This window comes from Ascidiimonas aurantiaca (genome assembly GCF_037646345.1).
Classification (GTDB): Bacteria; Bacteroidota; Bacteroidia; order Flavobacteriales; family Flavobacteriaceae; genus Ascidiimonas; species Ascidiimonas aurantiaca.
Genome location: NZ_JBBEWR010000009.1, coordinates 84960 through 102401, shown reverse-complemented (window position 1 = coordinate 102401; position 17442 = coordinate 84960). Strand labels below are relative to the sequence as shown.

At 39.9% G+C, this 17442-nt stretch carries 16 protein-coding genes; 2 read left to right on the top strand and 14 right to left on the bottom strand.

Translation table 11 applies throughout. The features are described 5' to 3' along the window. Positions 1-135 precede the first annotated feature (135 nt). The 9 genes from WAO84_RS10390 to rsgA all read right to left on the bottom strand — a co-directional run bounded on the left by WAO84_RS10390 (position 136) and on the right by rsgA (position 10639). A complete protein-coding gene (locus tag WAO84_RS10390) occupies positions 136-1113 on the bottom strand; it encodes a polyprenyl synthetase family protein (protein ID WP_340065588.1) in 978 nt (325 codons plus the stop codon). Between the two features lie 73 nt (positions 1114-1186). Next, positions 1187-2230, bottom strand: a complete 1044-nt coding sequence (gene rlmN / locus WAO84_RS10385; protein ID WP_340065587.1) for a dual-specificity RNA methyltransferase RlmN — start codon at positions 2228-2230, stop codon at positions 1187-1189. A gap of 87 nt (positions 2231-2317) precedes the next feature. Then, positions 2318-3367, bottom strand: a complete 1050-nt coding sequence (gene queA, locus WAO84_RS10380) for a tRNA preQ1(34) S-adenosylmethionine ribosyltransferase-isomerase QueA (protein WP_340065586.1) — start codon at positions 3365-3367, stop codon at positions 2318-2320. Between the two features lie 189 nt (positions 3368-3556). Next, positions 3557-4786, bottom strand: coding sequence for a 3-phosphoshikimate 1-carboxyvinyltransferase (gene aroA / locus WAO84_RS10375; protein ID WP_340065585.1), 1230 nt, complete (start codon positions 4784-4786; stop codon positions 3557-3559). Between the two features lie 84 nt (positions 4787-4870). Beyond that, complete coding sequence (locus tag WAO84_RS10370; protein WP_340065584.1) at positions 4871-5197, bottom strand: nucleotide pyrophosphohydrolase; 327 nt, start codon at positions 5195-5197, stop codon at positions 4871-4873. Between the two features lie 5 nt (positions 5198-5202). After that, the gene (locus tag WAO84_RS10365; RefSeq protein WP_340065583.1) at positions 5203-7230 is read right to left on the bottom strand and encodes a transglutaminase family protein; all 2028 of its coding nucleotides are present in this window, start codon (positions 7228-7230) and stop codon (positions 5203-5205) included. 5 nt (positions 7231-7235) lie between these two features. Then, positions 7236-9149, bottom strand: a complete 1914-nt coding sequence (locus WAO84_RS10360) for a DUF3857 domain-containing protein (protein ID WP_340065582.1) — start codon at positions 9147-9149, stop codon at positions 7236-7238. A gap of 75 nt (positions 9150-9224) precedes the next feature. After that, positions 9225-9677: a D-aminoacyl-tRNA deacylase gene (dtd, locus tag WAO84_RS10355; protein ID WP_340065581.1), complete on the bottom strand. Its 453-nt coding sequence runs from the start codon at positions 9675-9677 to the stop codon at positions 9225-9227. 11 nt (positions 9678-9688) lie between these two features. After that, the gene (rsgA, locus tag WAO84_RS10350) at positions 9689-10639 is read right to left on the bottom strand and encodes a ribosome small subunit-dependent GTPase A (RefSeq protein WP_340065580.1); all 951 of its coding nucleotides are present in this window, start codon (positions 10637-10639) and stop codon (positions 9689-9691) included. A gap of 94 nt (positions 10640-10733) precedes the next feature. On the opposite strand from rsgA, the gene WAO84_RS10345 reads away from it, so the two are divergent. After that, the gene (locus WAO84_RS10345) at positions 10734-11186 is read left to right on the top strand and encodes a hypothetical protein (protein WP_340065579.1); all 453 of its coding nucleotides are present in this window, start codon (positions 10734-10736) and stop codon (positions 11184-11186) included. A 34-nt stretch (positions 11187-11220) separates the two neighbouring features. Here the strand turns inward: WAO84_RS10345 and WAO84_RS10340 are convergent, their stop codons facing one another. Genes WAO84_RS10340 through WAO84_RS10325 form a run of 4 tightly spaced genes read right to left on the bottom strand, consistent with a single transcriptional unit; the run spans position 11221 to position 15180 of the window. Then, positions 11221-12303: a chorismate mutase gene (locus tag WAO84_RS10340; protein WP_340065577.1), complete on the bottom strand. Its 1083-nt coding sequence runs from the start codon at positions 12301-12303 to the stop codon at positions 11221-11223. Between the two features lie 5 nt (positions 12304-12308). Then, a complete protein-coding gene (locus WAO84_RS10335) occupies positions 12309-13178 on the bottom strand; it encodes a prephenate dehydrogenase (protein ID WP_340065575.1) in 870 nt (289 codons plus the stop codon). A gap of 29 nt (positions 13179-13207) precedes the next feature. Further along, positions 13208-14353 carry a pyridoxal phosphate-dependent aminotransferase gene (locus WAO84_RS10330; RefSeq protein ID WP_340065574.1) on the bottom strand — a complete coding sequence of 382 codons (1146 nt, stop codon included), beginning with the start codon at positions 14351-14353 and terminating at the stop codon, positions 13208-13210. Beyond that, on the bottom strand, positions 14350-15180 hold the full coding sequence (locus tag WAO84_RS10325) for a prephenate dehydratase (protein ID WP_340065572.1): 831 nt from the start codon (positions 15178-15180) through the stop codon (positions 14350-14352). Before WAO84_RS10325 ends, WAO84_RS10330 begins: the two co-directional genes overlap by 4 nt. 310 nt (positions 15181-15490) lie before the next feature. Here WAO84_RS10325 and gldA point away from each other — a divergent pair, with 310 nt between their 5' ends. Then, a complete protein-coding gene (gene gldA / locus WAO84_RS10320; protein WP_340065571.1) occupies positions 15491-16399 on the top strand; it encodes a gliding motility-associated ABC transporter ATP-binding subunit GldA in 909 nt (302 codons plus the stop codon). Here the strand turns inward: gldA and WAO84_RS10315 are convergent. Beyond that, a complete protein-coding gene (locus WAO84_RS10315; RefSeq protein WP_340065570.1) occupies positions 16377-17390 on the bottom strand; it encodes a serine hydrolase domain-containing protein in 1014 nt (337 codons plus the stop codon). The genes gldA and WAO84_RS10315 overlap by 23 nt on opposite strands. Positions 17391-17442 lie beyond the last annotated feature (52 nt).

Here is a 17442-nt window from a genome sequence, read left to right as displayed (position 1 = left end):
TTTTGGAAAAAGGGTTGCCTGTCTTTTTAATTTTTTACAAGTTATTTAATTTTTAGCGCATACTGTCCTGAAAAACAGCTTAAAGTGTTTTACAACCATAATCAAGAAAACCTAATGAAATGGGAAGTGCTGGTTTTACTTTTTACGATCTATCACGTAATTTATCATGGTTTCCAACGCATTTTTATATTCCGAATGCGGGTACCGATCCAGGATTTTACCTGCCTGCTCCTGAAATGTTCTCATTTTTTGTTCGGCATAATCCAGCCCCCCTTTTTCTTTTACAAAAGCAATGACTTCACGAACTCTCTTTTTATCCTTATTGTGGTTTTTTACAGAGTTGATGAGCCATTTTTTCTCTTTGTCAGATACATTGTTGAGAACATAAATGAGCGGGAGGGTCATTTTCTGTTCTTTTATATCTATACCGGTAGGCTTGCCTATGGGCCCTTCACTATAATCAAAAAGATCGTCTTTTATTTGAAAAGCCATCCCTATAAGTTCTCCAAATTTTCTGAGATTTTCTACTTCTTCACGGGAGGTATTTACTGAACAGGCACCCAAAGCACAACAGGAAGCTATGAGTGTAGCTGTTTTTTGACGTATGATCTCATAGTAAATTTCCTCTGTAATGTCCAGTCTGCGGGCTTTTTCAATTTGAAGGAGTTCGCCTTCACTCATTTCCCGCACGGCTACGGAAATGATCTCCAAAAGGTCAAAATCACCGTAATCTATAGAAAGAAGCAATCCTTTAGATAATAAATAATCTCCTACCAGTACGGCAATCTTATTTTTCCATAAAGCATTTATAGAGAAGAAGCCTCTGCGCCGGTTACTATCGTCAACCACATCGTCATGTACAAGGGTGGCTGTGTGTATAAGCTCTATAACTGAAGCCCCTCTATAAGTACGTTCATTTACATTTCCACCTGATACCATTTTAGCTACCAGAAACACAAACATGGGTCTCATTTGTTTTCCCTTCCGGTTTACTATATAATGGGTAATACGATTGAGAAGGGCTACTTTGGAGGACATGGATTCATAGAACTTCTTTTCAAAAAGCTCCATTTCCTGACGAATAGGCGTCTTTATCTGCTCTACAACTTTCATTGATCTCCCAAATATACTATTTAGGGCGTGAAAAAAAGAAAAAGAAGGTATTTAGACGTGGTAATTTTTTGTTTTAGGATGATTTATTGGCCAACTGCCCGCAGGCAGCATCTATATCTTTCCCACGAGATCTGCGCACGGTGACAATGATCCCGTTTTCTTCGAGAAGGTCACAATACATATTAACAGCTGTATCTGGCGCTTGCTGAAATTGATCATCATCAATGGTATTATACTCAATAAGGTTTACTTTTGACGGAGCAAAGCGGCAAAATTTCACTAATGCCTCTACATCTTTACGGGTATCATTGATACCTTTCCATACTACATACTCGTAGGTTATCCTGCTTTTGGTTTTTTGATACCAATATTGTAGCGCCTCACGCAAGTCTTTAAGCGGAAATGTGGCGTTGAAAGGCATTATGGACGTTCTTACCTCATCTATGGCCGAATGTAAGGATACTGCCAGTTTAAACTTAACCTCATCATCAGCCAGACGTTTTATCATCTTAGGCACACCCGAAGTAGAAACGGTAATACGTTTGGGGGACATTCCTAATCCATCGGGAGCAGTAATTTTATCGATGGCGGCCAGCACATTTTTATAATTCATGAGTGGCTCCCCCATACCCATAAAAACAATATTACTGAGAGGACGGTTAAAATAGAGTTTACTCTGATTATCAATCGCTACTACCTGGTCATATATTTCATCGGGGTTGAGGTTGCGCATACGCTTAAGGCGTGCAGTGGCACAAAACTTACAGTCAAGGCTGCACCCCACCTGGCTGGATACACAAGCTGTTGTTCTGGTATCGGTAGGTATTAATACTGACTCTACAATGAGCCCGTCATGAAGTTTTATGGCGTTTTTTATAGTTCCGTCTGCACTGCGTTGCATTCGGTCTACCCGTATATGGTTTATGACAAAATGCTCTTTGAGCATTTGACGGGTTTCTAAAGAAACGTTTGTCATATCTTCAAAAGAATGCGCTGCCTTGTTCCATAGCCATTCATACACCTGATTGCCTCTGAAAGCTTTTTCTCCTCTACTTTCAAAAAAATCTCTAAGCTGTTCCCGGGAAAGTGCCCGTATGTCTTTTTTTAAGGTCTGCATTCTTGTCTAATCAAACGTAGCGTTCAGAAGAAAGGTCTTTTTTATATGGTAAAAGGCCCTGTTTTCACAGGGCCATAATCTACACTTTTATAGTATAAGCATGGCATCACCATACGAATAGAACTTGTATTTTTCCTTAACAGCTTCTTCATATGCCTTTTTTATAAGATCATGCCCCGCAAATGCTGAAACCATCATTAACAAGGTTGATTTTGGGGTGTGGAAGTTGGTGATCATACAATCGGCAATACTAAAATCGTACGGAGGAAATATAAATTTATTGGTCCATCCTTCAAAAGGATTGAGGGTATGTTCTGAAGATACTGAACTTTCCAATGCTCTTATTACGGTGGTCCCCACTGCACAAACCCGTTTCTTTTTAATTTTTGCTTTGTTTACAACATCGCAGGCATCGGTATCAATAGATAGTTCTTCGCTATCCATTTTATGCTTAGACAGGTCTTCTACTTCTACAGGGTTAAAGGTGCCAAGCCCTACATGCAATGTAACTTCTGCAAAGTTAATTCCTTTTATTTCAAGTCGCTTTAACAGGTGTTTTGAGAAATGCAGCCCTGCGGTAGGTGCTGCCACGGCACCTTCGTGCTTGGCATATATGGTTTGGTAACGTTCTTCATCTTCCGGCTCAACACTTCTTTTTATGTATTTGGGAAGTGGGGTTTCTCCTAACTCTTTAAGTTTTTTTCTAAATTCATAATAAGACCCGTCATAAAGAAAACGCAGGGTTCGCCCTCTGGAAGTGGTATTATCAATAACTTCTGCTACCAGGCTCTCATCATCTCCAAAATACAACTTATTCCCAATTCGTATCTTTCTGGCCGGATCTACCAGTACATCCCATAAGCGTTGTTCGGCATTGAGTTCTCGTAAAAGAAACACCTCAATCCTGGCACCGGTTTTTTCTTTGTTACCATATAAACGGGCAGGAAATACCTTAGTGTTGTTAAGCACCATGACATCTCCTTCATCAAAATAATCGATCACATCTTTAAAAAGACGGTGTTCTATGGTATTGTCTTTTTTATTGACTACCATTAAACGTGCTTCGTCACGATTTTCGGAGGGATATTCTGCTAAAAGTTCTTTAGGAAGGTCAAAATTAAAATGAGATAATTTCATGTATCTTTTATTTTACATTATTAAGGAGTGGTTATCTGCTTGTACTCATTCCTCTATAGTGACCAATCATGGTATATTTTTGATCTACAGACCGATTTTATCACCCATTCTGTGGTAAAGAGGGCTGCAAATATACAACCCCGCAACAGGGGTTGTCAAGTATTCTGTAATATTTATGATTTTAAAGGGTTATAATGTCTGTTTAATATGATCAATTCCCGCTAATTTAAGATCATTCCAAAAATCAGGATACGACTTGGAAACTACCTCGGCATTATTAATAAGTATGGGTTCTTTCATCGCCAAAGGAGCAAAAGCCATAGCCATTCTGTGGTCATCATAAGTATTGATAGCCACTCCTTTTTTTATGGAACCTGAAGGCGAAAGTATGAGTTCAGAATCGGTAACCTGTATTTTTGCACCCAGTTTACCAAGTTCTGTTTTTAGTGCCTCAAGCCGGTCGGTCTCTTTTATTTTTAAAGTATGTAGTCCGGTAAGATGACACGCTTTTCCGGTAGCAAAACAGGTCACGGCTATAGTTTGGGCAATATCAGGGGCCTGTGTAAGATCTTGTTTTAAAACTGTATTTTTTGCTGCTCCCAAATGGGTAAGCCACATCACTCCGTCTGAAAACCGGGTATCTACACCAAAAAAACGGTAAATATCCTGTAAAATATGATCTCCCTGTAAACTGTTTTTGTGATAACTGGAAAGCCTTATATTAGCTTTGGGAGCGATGGCCGCCAAACTGTAATAATAAGATGCCGAACTCCAGTCAGATTCTACTGTAAACTCTGCCAATGGTATTTCGTGAAACGGAGATACTTTAACCGTATGCCCCTTAAAACTACAGGACACACCTAACTTTTTTAATAAAGTAAGTGTCATTTGTATATACGGAAGTGAAGTGACCTTGTCTTCCAACTCTATTTCAAGGCCGTTTTGCAGTCTGGCCCCAATGAGCAAAAGTGAAGATATATACTGACTGCTTACATTGGCTTTTAAGCGCACTTTCCCACCTGAAAGCTTTTTTCCACGAATGTGAAGTGGCGGATACCCTTGTTTTTCAAGGTACCTGATATCTGCTCCCAGACTGTTAAGTGCCTCTACCAGTATTTTAACGGGCCTTTCTTTCATTCGATGGGATCCGGTAAGTATCACACTACGGTTTTCCTGAATGGCAAAATACGAAGTGAGAAAACGCATGGCCGTACCGGCATGATGAATATCTATTTCATGTTCCTGAGAGGCAAGTGCCTTTTGCATTACCTGCGTATCATCAGAATTTGAAAGGTTGTTAATAGTGATTGAAGGAAATAGTGCTTTGAGTATCAATAAACGATTGCTTTCGCTTTTCGACCCGGTTATACGTATCCGGGCCTCTACGTTTTTGGTTGTATTTTGCAGGAGCAGCTTCACTGGTTTACTTTATTTTTCACCTTAAAAACACATATTCCCGCAAAAGCGGGAATATAAATTTATCGCTTATGCAAGATACGCGTATTATTTTAATTTTTTATTACCGTGATGCCGGTCATGGTCTCTTTTTGTTTTCTTTTCCATTTTGCGATCAAAGGCTTTCTGCAGGTCAATTCCTGTTTGATTGGCAAGACAAAGCACTACAAAGACCACATCTGCCAGTTCTTCTCCCAGGTCTTTATCTTTATCACTTTCTTTTTCGCTCTGTTCCCCATAGCGCCTGGCAATAATTCGGGCTACCTCACCTACTTCTTCCGTGAGTTGTGCCATGTTGGTAAGTTCATTAAAATATCGGACACCATGCTCCTGTATCCAACTATCTACCGCTCTTTGTGCATTTTTTATATCCATATCCGTTAAGCTTTAGTAAGTACTACTTTTTCATTCTCCTTATCGATCATTTGCTTATAAAACTCCTTAATACTATCATAATAGTGGGCTGGTATGACTGCCTGATCGATCTCTGTTGAGGTTAACAATTGTAAAAGATTATCTTTTACGGTCATTGTATATCGAAACATACCCATATCTTCCGGCAACTTCAAAGCTATGTTCTCGGGAACGGATTCTATTTTAAAGCCTTCCGGTAATTTAATATTCACCATGTACTTTTTATGTTTGGGATAGGTGAAATCAATAGGATATTCTCTTTTCTCCAATTTAAAAGGATTTTCGTTTATGGCCATAAAAAGCAGTGGAGAAATATACATTTTATCTCCTATGATCTCTACGGCATCTTCGGCATAGAAGCTATAAGTCTCTACAATAGGTTTGGATACATCATTTGCATTCTGTATCTCATAATCTGAAATCTCAATACCCCCGTGTGCATCTTCAAGTCTTTCCAGGTACTGTTCTCTTACCATAGGTTTTATGTTTTGCCTGAAAAAGAGCGCGGTTTGATCTGTGCTATGCACCCGAATCTTCCCTTCGGCAATTCCCGCATCATCAAGTGTAACGTTCATACTGTAGGTTTCTTTAGAGGGCTTTTTAGGGATTAAATTTACTCCGGAAGAACTACCATCTTCACGAATCAACCTGCCGTTCCAGTTTAAAACTCTTTTGGGGAGTACGTTGGGGTAGGCATATTTTTCGGTAGCATCCAACAGTATAAGTCCGTTTTCGATCTCAATAGCTGCAATTACATAATTAAAACCTTCCCGGGTGGGAAACAAGGGTATGCCGTGAGAACGGGTACTTACCAGCACAGGATTAGCGTTTACTCCCGCATGACGCAACATAGAAACCAGCATAAGGTTAATTTCGGCAACATTACCCACCCCATCTTTAAAGGCTTTTCTAACACCTACATCGGTTGTGACTGAGTTAAACTGATTCCAGGTCATTTTTTGTTGTACATAGTTGTAAACAAGTGCTGCTCTTTGCATTTTATCACTCACTCCTCCTATCAGGGCTTCCAGATCTTCTTCATAGTAGCCTTTTTTATCTAGTTCATTTCCAAAACTACTGAGCTGATAAATACTTTTTGCTACATTTTCCCAGGTTTGAGAGTAGAGCTTGTAGGTCTCTCCGGGCCATTGGGTGGATGATAGCTCAAAAGTTAGCGCAGTTCTGTAATTATCTATATTACTGGTATATTTTTCTTCTTTAAGCGAGGGTATATTTTGAGCAGACAGCAGATAAATGCTCTCTCTTACATTTAGTTCTTCCTGGCTGTAATTAGAACCGGATTTCAGTCCAAAATCATTAACCCTGTTATTATTTTTTTGGGTAAAAGAAAGTTTTCGGTTTTCCATACTTTCCTGATAACTTATAGGAAAAAAGCCTTTGCTATAGGTCTTGAACTTTAAATACTCCGGAATGTCGATCTTGGCATGTATTTCATCTACGGGAATATCGTATTGAAAAACAAATTCTCCTACGTTAAAAATAAATGGAGATACGGTTTTGTAATGCAGGTCTATCACACTGCCTTCTCTGGCATTAGGCATGGTTATTTTGGATACACTCCAGTACTTATTTCTATTTTCTTTGAATTTCCCGTCACTCTTAAGCTTACTTGTAACTATTTTCCCGTTTTCTGCATTAAATGTATATCCCTTTATAGACATTATTTTTTCTTCCTCACTTCCCGAATGGTAAAGAGGTATTTCAAAAGTGGCCCAATCCATGCCTTCTTTGTTATATATCTTGACACGAATTTCTACATCTTTTACCAGAGAAAACCCTTCTCGTTGTGTAAAATCGAAAAAACAGCGTTCTTTTCTGTAAATAATTGCAGCTCTTGCGTCTTTTTCGATTGGATGTTCTGACTGGGTTACTAATTCTTTTGAAGGTTTGCCTAATTTAAAATCTTTCTGAGCATTGCTTACCTTAAAAGTGAATACCAGGCATAGCAACCATAGAAAAAACGGTTTATTCATTTTTATTACTGTGTTTTGATTAAAACTATTTTTGCGTTATCTGTTTTGGCCACGGTTCTTTTAAATTTTCGATAGGCATCGTAGTCACCTTTATCATAAGTTCCCTTTTTTAAAAGCAGATCCCGGTAATAGTGAAGGGTTTGGCCGCTGACCTCAAGTTTCATTTTATAATGGCCATACTTGTTTTCTATATCAACCGGTTCGGGGAGTGCTTCTATTTTATACCCTGGGGGTAGTGTTATGGTATATTCGTCTTCATACCAATACCCTCTTTCAATTCTGAAGTCGGAAATACGGTTTCGATATCTTTGAGGCACATGAGTTTCTTTGTTAAAAAAATTAGGGGTGAGCAAAAGACGTTCTCCGCTGCTTGTGGCATAGGTATCAATCTGAACATTCAGGTGTTCTTTGAAACTAATATCGTCCCGGTTGTTCTCTAGAGAAACTGTGGAAACATGTAGGTTATTAAGATAGTGCCAGTCTCTTTTGTAAAATGCAATCTTATCTTTTTCTGAACTGTGCTCCAGATAAAAGCGACGGTCATACTCAATTCCCTTGGAGATAATACTGACTTCAGCATTTACTGTTCCTTCCGTATTTAAGGCAATCGATGCTTTGGTATGTTTATGATTAGTTTCATTGGCATATACCGGGGTCCTTTTTATGACTCCTCCTTCGGGTGTCATGACTAATACTTCCCGGTCATCAGTAAAATCGCCTACAAACCCGAACGGATGTACCTGACTTGTGCAATCCAGCCAAATTTCGTCATTCTCATTTGGGATATAAAGGATGGCATGATTTCCCTGGTTCATGGAAGCAAAATCATTTTCCATATCAATTTTTTCGGTACCTGCTTCTACATGAACGTAGTACGATTCTATACCCACGGCACTTAGCAGTGCCATAGTATAGTTGGTAAGGCCTTTACAATCACCGTATTTTACCCGGTCCACATCACTTGCCGGAATGGGTTGATATCCTCCTATGCCTACCTGTACACTAATGTACCGGGTATTGTCCTGAATATATTTATAAACAATTTTGGCTTTTTCCACAGGATCTTCCAAGTGTGCTGTAAGTTGCTGAACACGGCTTATGGTTTCAGGATCAAGATGGTCTCTGCCCTGAAGTAAATGATCGTACATCCATTTCCCAAATTCTTGCCAGTTAGAAGCAGATCCATGCACTCCGTGAGCGTTGAACTTTGTACTGGCTACCATAACACCGGGAGTAAACTCATTAATAGGCAAAGCCAGATATTCAGGTTTTAAAGCTTCTAAATTTGTAGCCTCATAATGTACTAAACCGTCAGTTGACTTATTTGCTATGGAAAAGCCATTAAAATGTCGTTCTTTTACCCTTACATCCATACCCTCGGCATAGGTAATTTTATAAACAGACTTTTGAACGCTTTGAAAATATCTGGAAAGTGGTGACCAAGAAGGGATAAAAACTGTTATGGGTGTTTTGGTTTCATAAGAAAACTCTATGGTATAAGGATAGGAAACCGGGGTATAATCTAAAAACTTCACCCGCGATTCAGAATAAAGCGTAGCGCCATCTACTGCGCTTTGATCCTTGAAATCTTTGTTTCTCACTTTTTTGATCTCATTTCCCATTGTATCATAAATCACTGCCTGAAGCTGTGTTATGCGCGTATCGTCATCATAAAAAGCGAAGGCACCTACTAACCGATTCCCTTCTTCATTGAGAACGGTAATTACCCTTTTATAAGAAATGATCATCTTATCTGTATTCTCGAGTAAGATATCTTTTTCCTCATATCGTACTACTGCATTGGCATTTTCCTTAAGTTCTTGTGGAACTGTGAGATAGGAATAGTTTAAATCCTGTGAGAAAGAAAGTAACGGAAATACGGCAAAAACTAACTGGAGGGCACAGAAATTAATTTTCATTAATTAACAATTTCTTAGGATGTGCAACTTACAAAAAGTTTACAAAAAAAGCAGATATCCCTGTTACTTTTCGACCTACTCCCTTTTCTTACTGTCAATGACAATAGTAACCGGTCCGTCATTTAAAAGTGATACTTTCATATCAGCACCAAAAACCCCTGATCCTATTTTTTTACTTAACAGATCTTCTAGCTTTTTAATGAAATTTTCATAGAAAGGAACTGCTATATCGGGGCCGGCAGAGTTAATATAAGAAGGCCTGTTCCCTTTTTTAACGGAAGCATGCAGAGTAAACTGGCTTACTACGATGGCATCCTGCCCGGTATCTGCCAGAGAAACGTTCATAACTCCTTTAGGATCATTGAAAATGCGCAATCTGGCTATTTTACCAGCCAGCCAGTCTATATCTTCTTGTGTATCATCATGGGTAACTCCCAATAAAATAAGGAGCCCGCCTTTTATAGACGCTACCGTTTTTTCATCTACGACCACGCTTGCATGAGATACTCTTTGAACCACTGCTCTCATAAAATGGTATTTTACTCTTCTCCGTAAATATCGGTGCGATACGGTTCTTCTTCTCCTTCCAGCATTTGCAAATAGCTTTTGTAACGGCTCCACGCGATCTCGTCATTCTCCAGTGCTTTTTTTACGGCACAGTTAGGCTCTTCCATGTGAAGGCAGTTATTAAACCTGCATTCTCCTTTAAGTGCAAAAAACTCGGGAAAATAATCTCCAATCTCATCTTTTTCCATATCTACAATCCCAAAGCCTTTAATTCCCGGTGTGTCAATGATCCGTATTCCATCGGGAAGGTCAAACATCTCTGCAAATGTAGTGGTATGTTGTCCCTGCCTGTGTTGTTCAGAAGTTTCGGCTGTGCGCAGATTGAGAGAGGGGTCTATACAATTAATGAGTGTAGATTTTCCGGATCCGGAATGCCCTGAGAACATACTTACTTTGTTTTTCATAAGCGTGATCACCTTATCTACATTTTTTCCGGTAACTGCTGAAATCCCTATACACCTATACCCTATTTTACGATATAAAGCAGCCAGATACTTGACCTCCAGTAATTCATCTTCATTATAAGTATCGGCTTTGTTAAAAAGTAAGATCACATCTATATCATAAGCCTCTGCTGTCACCAGAAAACGGTCAATAAAACCGGGAAGAGTGGGTGGATTGTTAAGGGTTACCAGCAGAAATACCTGATCTATATTTGCAGCGATTATGTGAGTACGCTTTGAAAGGTTCACTGATCTTCGAACAATGTAGTTGCGACGATCGTGTATTCTGGTGATAACACCCTTTTCAGTATCTGTATTTTCTTCCAGTTCAAAGGAAACATGGTCTCCCACTGCCACAGGATTGGTGCTTTTAATACCTTTCATCCTGAACTTGCCTTTTATACGGCATTCGTAGTTTTTTCCTTCTTCTGTCTTAACTGTGTACCAGCTTCCGGTAGATTTATAAACCGTACCCGTCATTTTGATAGTTTATTTTTGCAAGATACCATAATTTATATTTGTTAAAATGTTAAAAAAAGTATCTTAGCACAAACAATCACCTAAAACTAAGATTATGAAAAAACACTTTCTTTTTATTTTTTTCGCCGTATGTGCCTTTACAGACATGTATGCCCAACAGTATGAATACAGAGTGATTACTTCGGTAGAATCTATTGTTCCTAACGGACTGGGAAGATCCCGTATCATTTCGTCTGATGAGCAACGGGATTACAAAGAATTTACTTCACAACGCTCAGAACAGGATGATGAACGGAACAAATCAAATAGAGGGGAAATACGAGTGAAAAATTTTGAAGAAACCAAACTGCTTAACTTTTTTAATCTGGGAGGTATCCGTTTTCAGAACATTGCTGCCAATGATGCGGTAATTACTTCTAAAATAAACACAATGATCGAAGAAGGATGGGATCTTGCCTTTGTAACCAGTGGTGTGGAAAGTGACGCGGGAAAAGGAGATGGTAAAGGGATTTTCATTACCCGCTTTATTTTCAAGAGATTAAAATAATGGTAATAAAAGAGCGGCCCGGGCCGCTCTTCTCTTATCTTTTTATTATTTTTTCCTGATGATTAATGGACTCCTGATGAATTGCCTTGAAAAGGCGTAAAACAAATTCTTCACTAAGGCCCTTTTCTTCTCCTTCCAGGATCATCTTACCCAGGATCTCATTCCAACGTTTACTCTGCAAAACGGCTACATTTCTTTTTTTCTTGAGAGAACCAATCTCATCTGCCACTTTCATGCGTCTTCCTAAGTTTTCCAGTAATTGCTGGTCTATTACATCTATCTGAGTTCGTAAATTGGCCAGTTTCTGGGTGAAATCGGCTTCCTCATCGGTTTCTTTTCGTATTCTTAGGTCTTTCATGATCTGTACAAGGGTTTCCGGGGTTACCTGTTGTGCAGCATCGCTCCAGGCATTCGCAGGATCACTATGAGTCTCTACCATGAGTCCGTCATAATTAAGGTCAAGAGCGGTCTGGCATACATCAAACACCATATCACGCTTTCCTGTAATGTGTGAAGGGTCGCAAATAAGGGGGAGATCTGGAAAACGATTTTGAAGCTCTATAGGTAACTGCCATTCGGGTATATTCCTGTATTTGGTTTTCTCATAGGTAGAGAAGCCTCTGTGTATAGCCCCTAGCTTTTTAACATTGGCTTTGTACAGTCTCTCTATAGCTCCCAGCCATAGTGCCAGATCTGGGTTTACAGGGTTTTTAACCATTACTATTTTATCGGTTCCCTTTAATGAATCTGCTATTTCCTGCACTATAAAGGGGCTCACTGTACTGCGGGCACCAATCCAGAGTATATCTACATCGTGTTCCAGGGCGAGTTGCACGTGTGTTGGGTTTGCTACTTCGGTAGCAATTAGCATTCCGGTTTCCTGTTTTACTTTTTGCAGCCATTTAAGTCCAATGGCCCCTACTCCTTCAAACATACCGGGTCTGGTTCTGGGTTTCCATATACCTGCCCTGTAAACGGTAGCATCGGTATCTTTAAGAGCATGCGCAATTTGTAATACCTGTTCTTCGGTCTCTGCACTGCAAGGGCCCGCAATAACCAGCGGATGAGGCAGATCAAAGTGGTTTAGCCAGCTTCGTAATTCTTTATTGTTTTCCATAGCTTTTAGCTTTTCTCAGGTTTTTGTAAAGTTATTCCGTTTAATATTTCCCGTATATAATTGGTGTCTTCCATTTCTTTATATACTGATTTGAAGTCGCCTGCTTCCATATACGATTTAAACTTTTTGAGATTATTAATGTATTCATCCAGAGTTTCCAAAATATTCTCTTTGTTCTGATCGAATATGGGTGTCCACATGGCCGGAGAACTTTTTGCCAGCCTCACGGTACTTTCAAAACCGCTACCTGCCATATCAAAAATGTCTCTTTCGTTTTTTTCCTTTTCAATTACTGTTTTCCCAAGCATAAACGAACTTATATGGGAAAGGTGTGACACGTAAGCTATGTGCTTATCGTGAGCGGCGGCATTCATATACCTAATACGCATTCCCAGGTCATTGAACAGTTTTAAGGCTTTTTCCTGAAGTTTAAAAGCGGTCTTTTCTACTTCGCAAATTATATTGGTTTTTCCGTTAAACAATCCATTCACGGCAGCTCCCGGACCGGAAAACTCGGTGCCGCTAATGGGGTGTGCAGCTATAAAATTACGACGCCTGGCATGCTGCGCCACACTATTGCATATAAGGCTTTTGGTAGAACCCACATCAAATACCACGGTCTCATCGTTAATATGGTCCAGTACTGTGGGAAGCATTTCTACAATAGTATTAACAGGGGTGGCTACAACTACCAGTTGTGCCTTATACAGATCTGCAAATGCAGCCTGCTTATCTATGATCCCCAACTGCAAGGCTTGATCTATATGAGCGTTATTTATGTCAATACCCAAAACATGCGTGTCAGGGTATGCCTTCTTGATATCAAGGGCCAATGACCCTCCTATTAATCCCAATCCAATTACAACTACGTTCATTTTTTCTATTTGCAGGTTTTACTAAAATTCTACAACCTTCCCATGGCTTCTTCAATTTGCTCTTCTTTCACACACAAAGAGAACCGAATGTATCCTTCTCCATTTTTTCCAAATACAGTTCCGGGGGTTATAAAGATATTTTTGTCGTATAACAGGGCATCTATAAATTGCTCTGATGAAGGTACTCCGTCAGGTAACTTTGCCCACACAAACATACCGGCTCCTTTAGAATCGAAGGAACAACCTAATCTGGAGGCTATTTCAAAAATACCATCTCTTCGGGAACGGTACATGGCATTTAAAGAATTAAACCATTCGGAGGCACTGGAAAGTGCCTCTACAGCTCCTTTTTGTATGCCGTAAAACATGCCGCTGTCCATATTGCTTTTTACTTTGAGTATGGCCTTGAGGTATTCACTGTGTCCGGCCACCATACCAATGCGCCAACCGGCCATATTAAATGTTTTGCTGAGGGAATTGAGTTCCAGGACACATTGAAGACCGGGGTCTGCTTTTAAAAGGCTCAGGGGTTCATCATTCAATATGAAACTATAAGGATTGTCATTTACCAGGAGTATTTGATTTTTTGCGGCAAATTGAATGAGCTTTCTGCAAAATGAGAGGTCTGCCCTGGCACCGGTGGGCATGTGCGGGTAATTCACCCACATAAGTTTTACTCTACTCAGATCCATAGTCTCTAATGCTTCAAGGTCTGGCAGCCATCCTGTTTTTTCAGTAAGGTCGTAATATCTGGGAACAGCTCCTAACAAGTGGGTTACGGAAGTATAGGTAGGGTAGCCGGGATCGGGAATAAGTACTTCATCTCCTTCATTGAGAAAAGCCATGCTAATATGCATAATACCTTCTTTTGACCCCATAAGCGGAAGTACTTCCCGATCGGGATCGAGTACCACATCAAAATGGGTCTGGTAAAAATCGGCCATTGCCTGGCGGGTTTGCGGTAAGCCCTGATAGCTTTGATACTGGTGTGCCCCCGGCTCGGTTACTGCCTGCTGAATGGCTTTTATAACCATTTGTGCGGGAGGGAGATCAGGACTTCCTATTCCCATATTGATAATAGGTTTCCCCGCTGCAGCCAATTGGCTTACTTCTTTCAGTTTTTTAGAAAAGTAATACTCTTCTATGGTATTCAACCTGTGCGCCTTATGTATCATATTCTGGCTTTTTTATATTCTCCTAATACTTTAAAATGATCTGCCATAATAGTTATAATGGTTTTGGCTTTTTCAAAATCAGCATACCTGAAAAAAGTAACATCTACAAAAAATGAATATTTCCAGGGAGTCTCTATTTTTGGTAACGATTGTATTTTGGTGAGGTTTAATTTGCAATCACTCATCACGTTTAATATGGCAGCCAGGCTCCCTCTTTTATGATCGAGCTCAAACATAAGAGAAGCCTTATTAATTTGATGTGGAGGCAGCACATGGTTTTTAGTCTGAAGGATCACAAACCGCGTTTCATTATTCTGTATGGTCTGTATGCCAGCGGCCAGGATAGGTAGCGCATACATTTGAGATGCGGCTATACTGGCTACTGCTGCCAACCCCTTCATTTTTTTAACATGTATCCTTCGAGCGGTTTCTGCAGTATCTACATCTTCCACCAATTTGATGTGAGGATATTTTTTAAAAAATTCTTTACATTGAAGCAATGCCATGGGGTGTGTATGCACTTCTTTTATATCTTCAATTGCCTGCCCCTGTAAAGCCATCAGATTGTGCTGTATGTGTATATAGTGCTCGCCTACTATATGTAAGCCATTTTCGTTAATACGTGCATAATTAGGGATAATGGAACCTGCGATAGAGTTTTCAAGTGCCATAACTGCACGAGATGCTTCACCATCAATAAGGCTTGTGATCACTCCATCAAATGAAAGGCACTCTTTTACGGGAACATCTTTGGTAAAATACTCTTGTGCCACCTGATGGTGAAAAGACCCTTTAATACCCTGTATGGCAACTGTACTTTTGTTCATAAACCGGCATAAAAAAAGTCCCGGTTCACGGGACTTTTTATTTATAATTTTTGGATAAACTAATTAATTATAACATGGAAGTCCCTCTTTTCTTTTAAAATAAAAAAAGAAAAAATAAAAACTTTGCCAGATGTAATTAATGTTTAACACGATGTTTTTTTAGTTAAATCTATAGCTAAAGTAGCACTATTTTTCAAATAACAAAATAGTTATCTTATCTTTTTTAAACGATAACGTTTGCGAAATTCACAAATTTTACGGGCCATTGCCTTATAACTGGTTAGAATATTTATTTTTGAAAAAAAACAACATGTCAATCCAGGTAGAGAGCATTGTAAAACGCTATGGAGATCAGTTAGCGCTCAATGAGGTTTCATTCCATGCAGAAAAGGGGGAAATTGTTGGGTTTCTGGGGCCTAATGGAGCGGGTAAATCGACCATGATGAAGATACTCACCACCTATTTAAAGCCAGATGAAGGCCGGGCTTTAGTAAGTGGCTACGATGTATGTACGCATCCCAGAAAGGTACAGGCCTGTATAGGGTATTTACCGGAACACAACCCCCTGTATCCTGACATGTATATTAAAGAATACCTCAGGTTTAGTGCAGACATTTATGGCACGGCAAAGGAACGGATACCTGAAGTTATGCATCTCACCGGATTGCTCCCGGAAGGACATAAAAAGATAGGTCAGCTTTCCAAAGGGTACCGCCAGCGCGTTGGGTTGGCAGCAGCTATGTTGCATAACCCGGAAGTACTTATACTGGATGAACCCACTACGGGCCTCGATCCTAATCAGCTTGCCGATATACGGCAGGTAATTAAACAGGCGGGCACGGAGAAAACTATTTTGCTATCTACGCATATTATGCAGGAAGTAGAAGCAGTATGTGATCGTGTGGTTATTATAAATAAAGGGATTTTAGTAGCAGATAAAAAGCTTAAGGCCCTGCGTGAAGGTCAGGAGCAGATTGTTGAAGTAGAGTTTGACTACCGGGTAGAAGAAATTCTTCTGGAAAAACTTCCGTATGTGCAGCACATAAAAAATATAAACGGTTTTGTTTATGAGCTTTCATTTGCTACTGAAAAAGATATGCGTCCGGCTGTATTTGATTTTGCTCATGATAACGGGCTAAAAACTTTACAGTTGCGGCAAAAAAATAAAAATCTGGAAGGCCTTTTCAGGGAACTTACTACTTCTTCTCGGGATCAATAGCATTAATTACGGCATCGAGCAAGCGCCTGATCTTTTTATCCATACGGGGGTTGCTCATGTTAGTGAGCATAGAGAATACGATCTGTTGTTCGGGGTAGATCCTGAAAATAGCATATCCTCCAACACCACTGCCGGTATGCCCTCTATACGGGCGATTTCTATGATCATAACTTACCTCCCAGCCAATTCCGTAATAGGTAAGCTTATCCTGAATTTTTTGTGAAGTTAGAAACTGTGCTGCAGTACTTTTTGATAAAAAACCTTCTGTTAAATAGGCATTCCCCAATCGGCAAATATCTTCTGATGTAGATAGAAATCCTCCTCCAGCCAGTTTGAAAAAGTTATTTACGGGAGGAGCTTCCTTAAACCTCCGTATTCCTTTACGGCTGTAAAAAACAGCCATCTCGGGTATTTGTGTTCGGTCTTCTTTAAAAAAAGTGGATCGCATGCCCAACGGTTCCAACACTTTGGTATATACGTATTCTTCAAAGGGAATATTGGCTACCTTTTGTATGATAAGGGATAAGAGTACCCAGTCATAAGTATTGTATTGGTAACTTGTTCCGGGTTCAAAAAGCAGTGAGTCGTTTTCAAAGAGGGCCACTCCTTCCCGAATGGAAAGCGGTTGGTTACTAAAAAACTCATTCCCACGATATGAACGAATACCGGCTAAATGCCCACCTAATTGCCGCAAGGTAAAATCATACGGTTTTGGCGGATATTCTGGAAGGTAATCATAGACAGAAGCATCCAGTTTTACAAGGCCCTCTTCTACCATTTTGGCCAGAGCTGTTGCGGCCAAAGGCTTAGAAACACTGGCAATCCTAAAAACGGTTTTGGCGGGATGCACCGGGGTGCGGGTATTGAGATCGGCAAACCCCAGTCCTGCCTGCCATACCATATCTCCCTGATAACTTACTGAAATAGCCATGCCGGGTACTTTTCTCTGTCTTACAATCCTTTTGGCAATACGATGGGCTTTTTTAAACATCTTGTCTGATGGTGGTATATGCGAACGTTCCTGGGCTGATAGCTGATTTAAA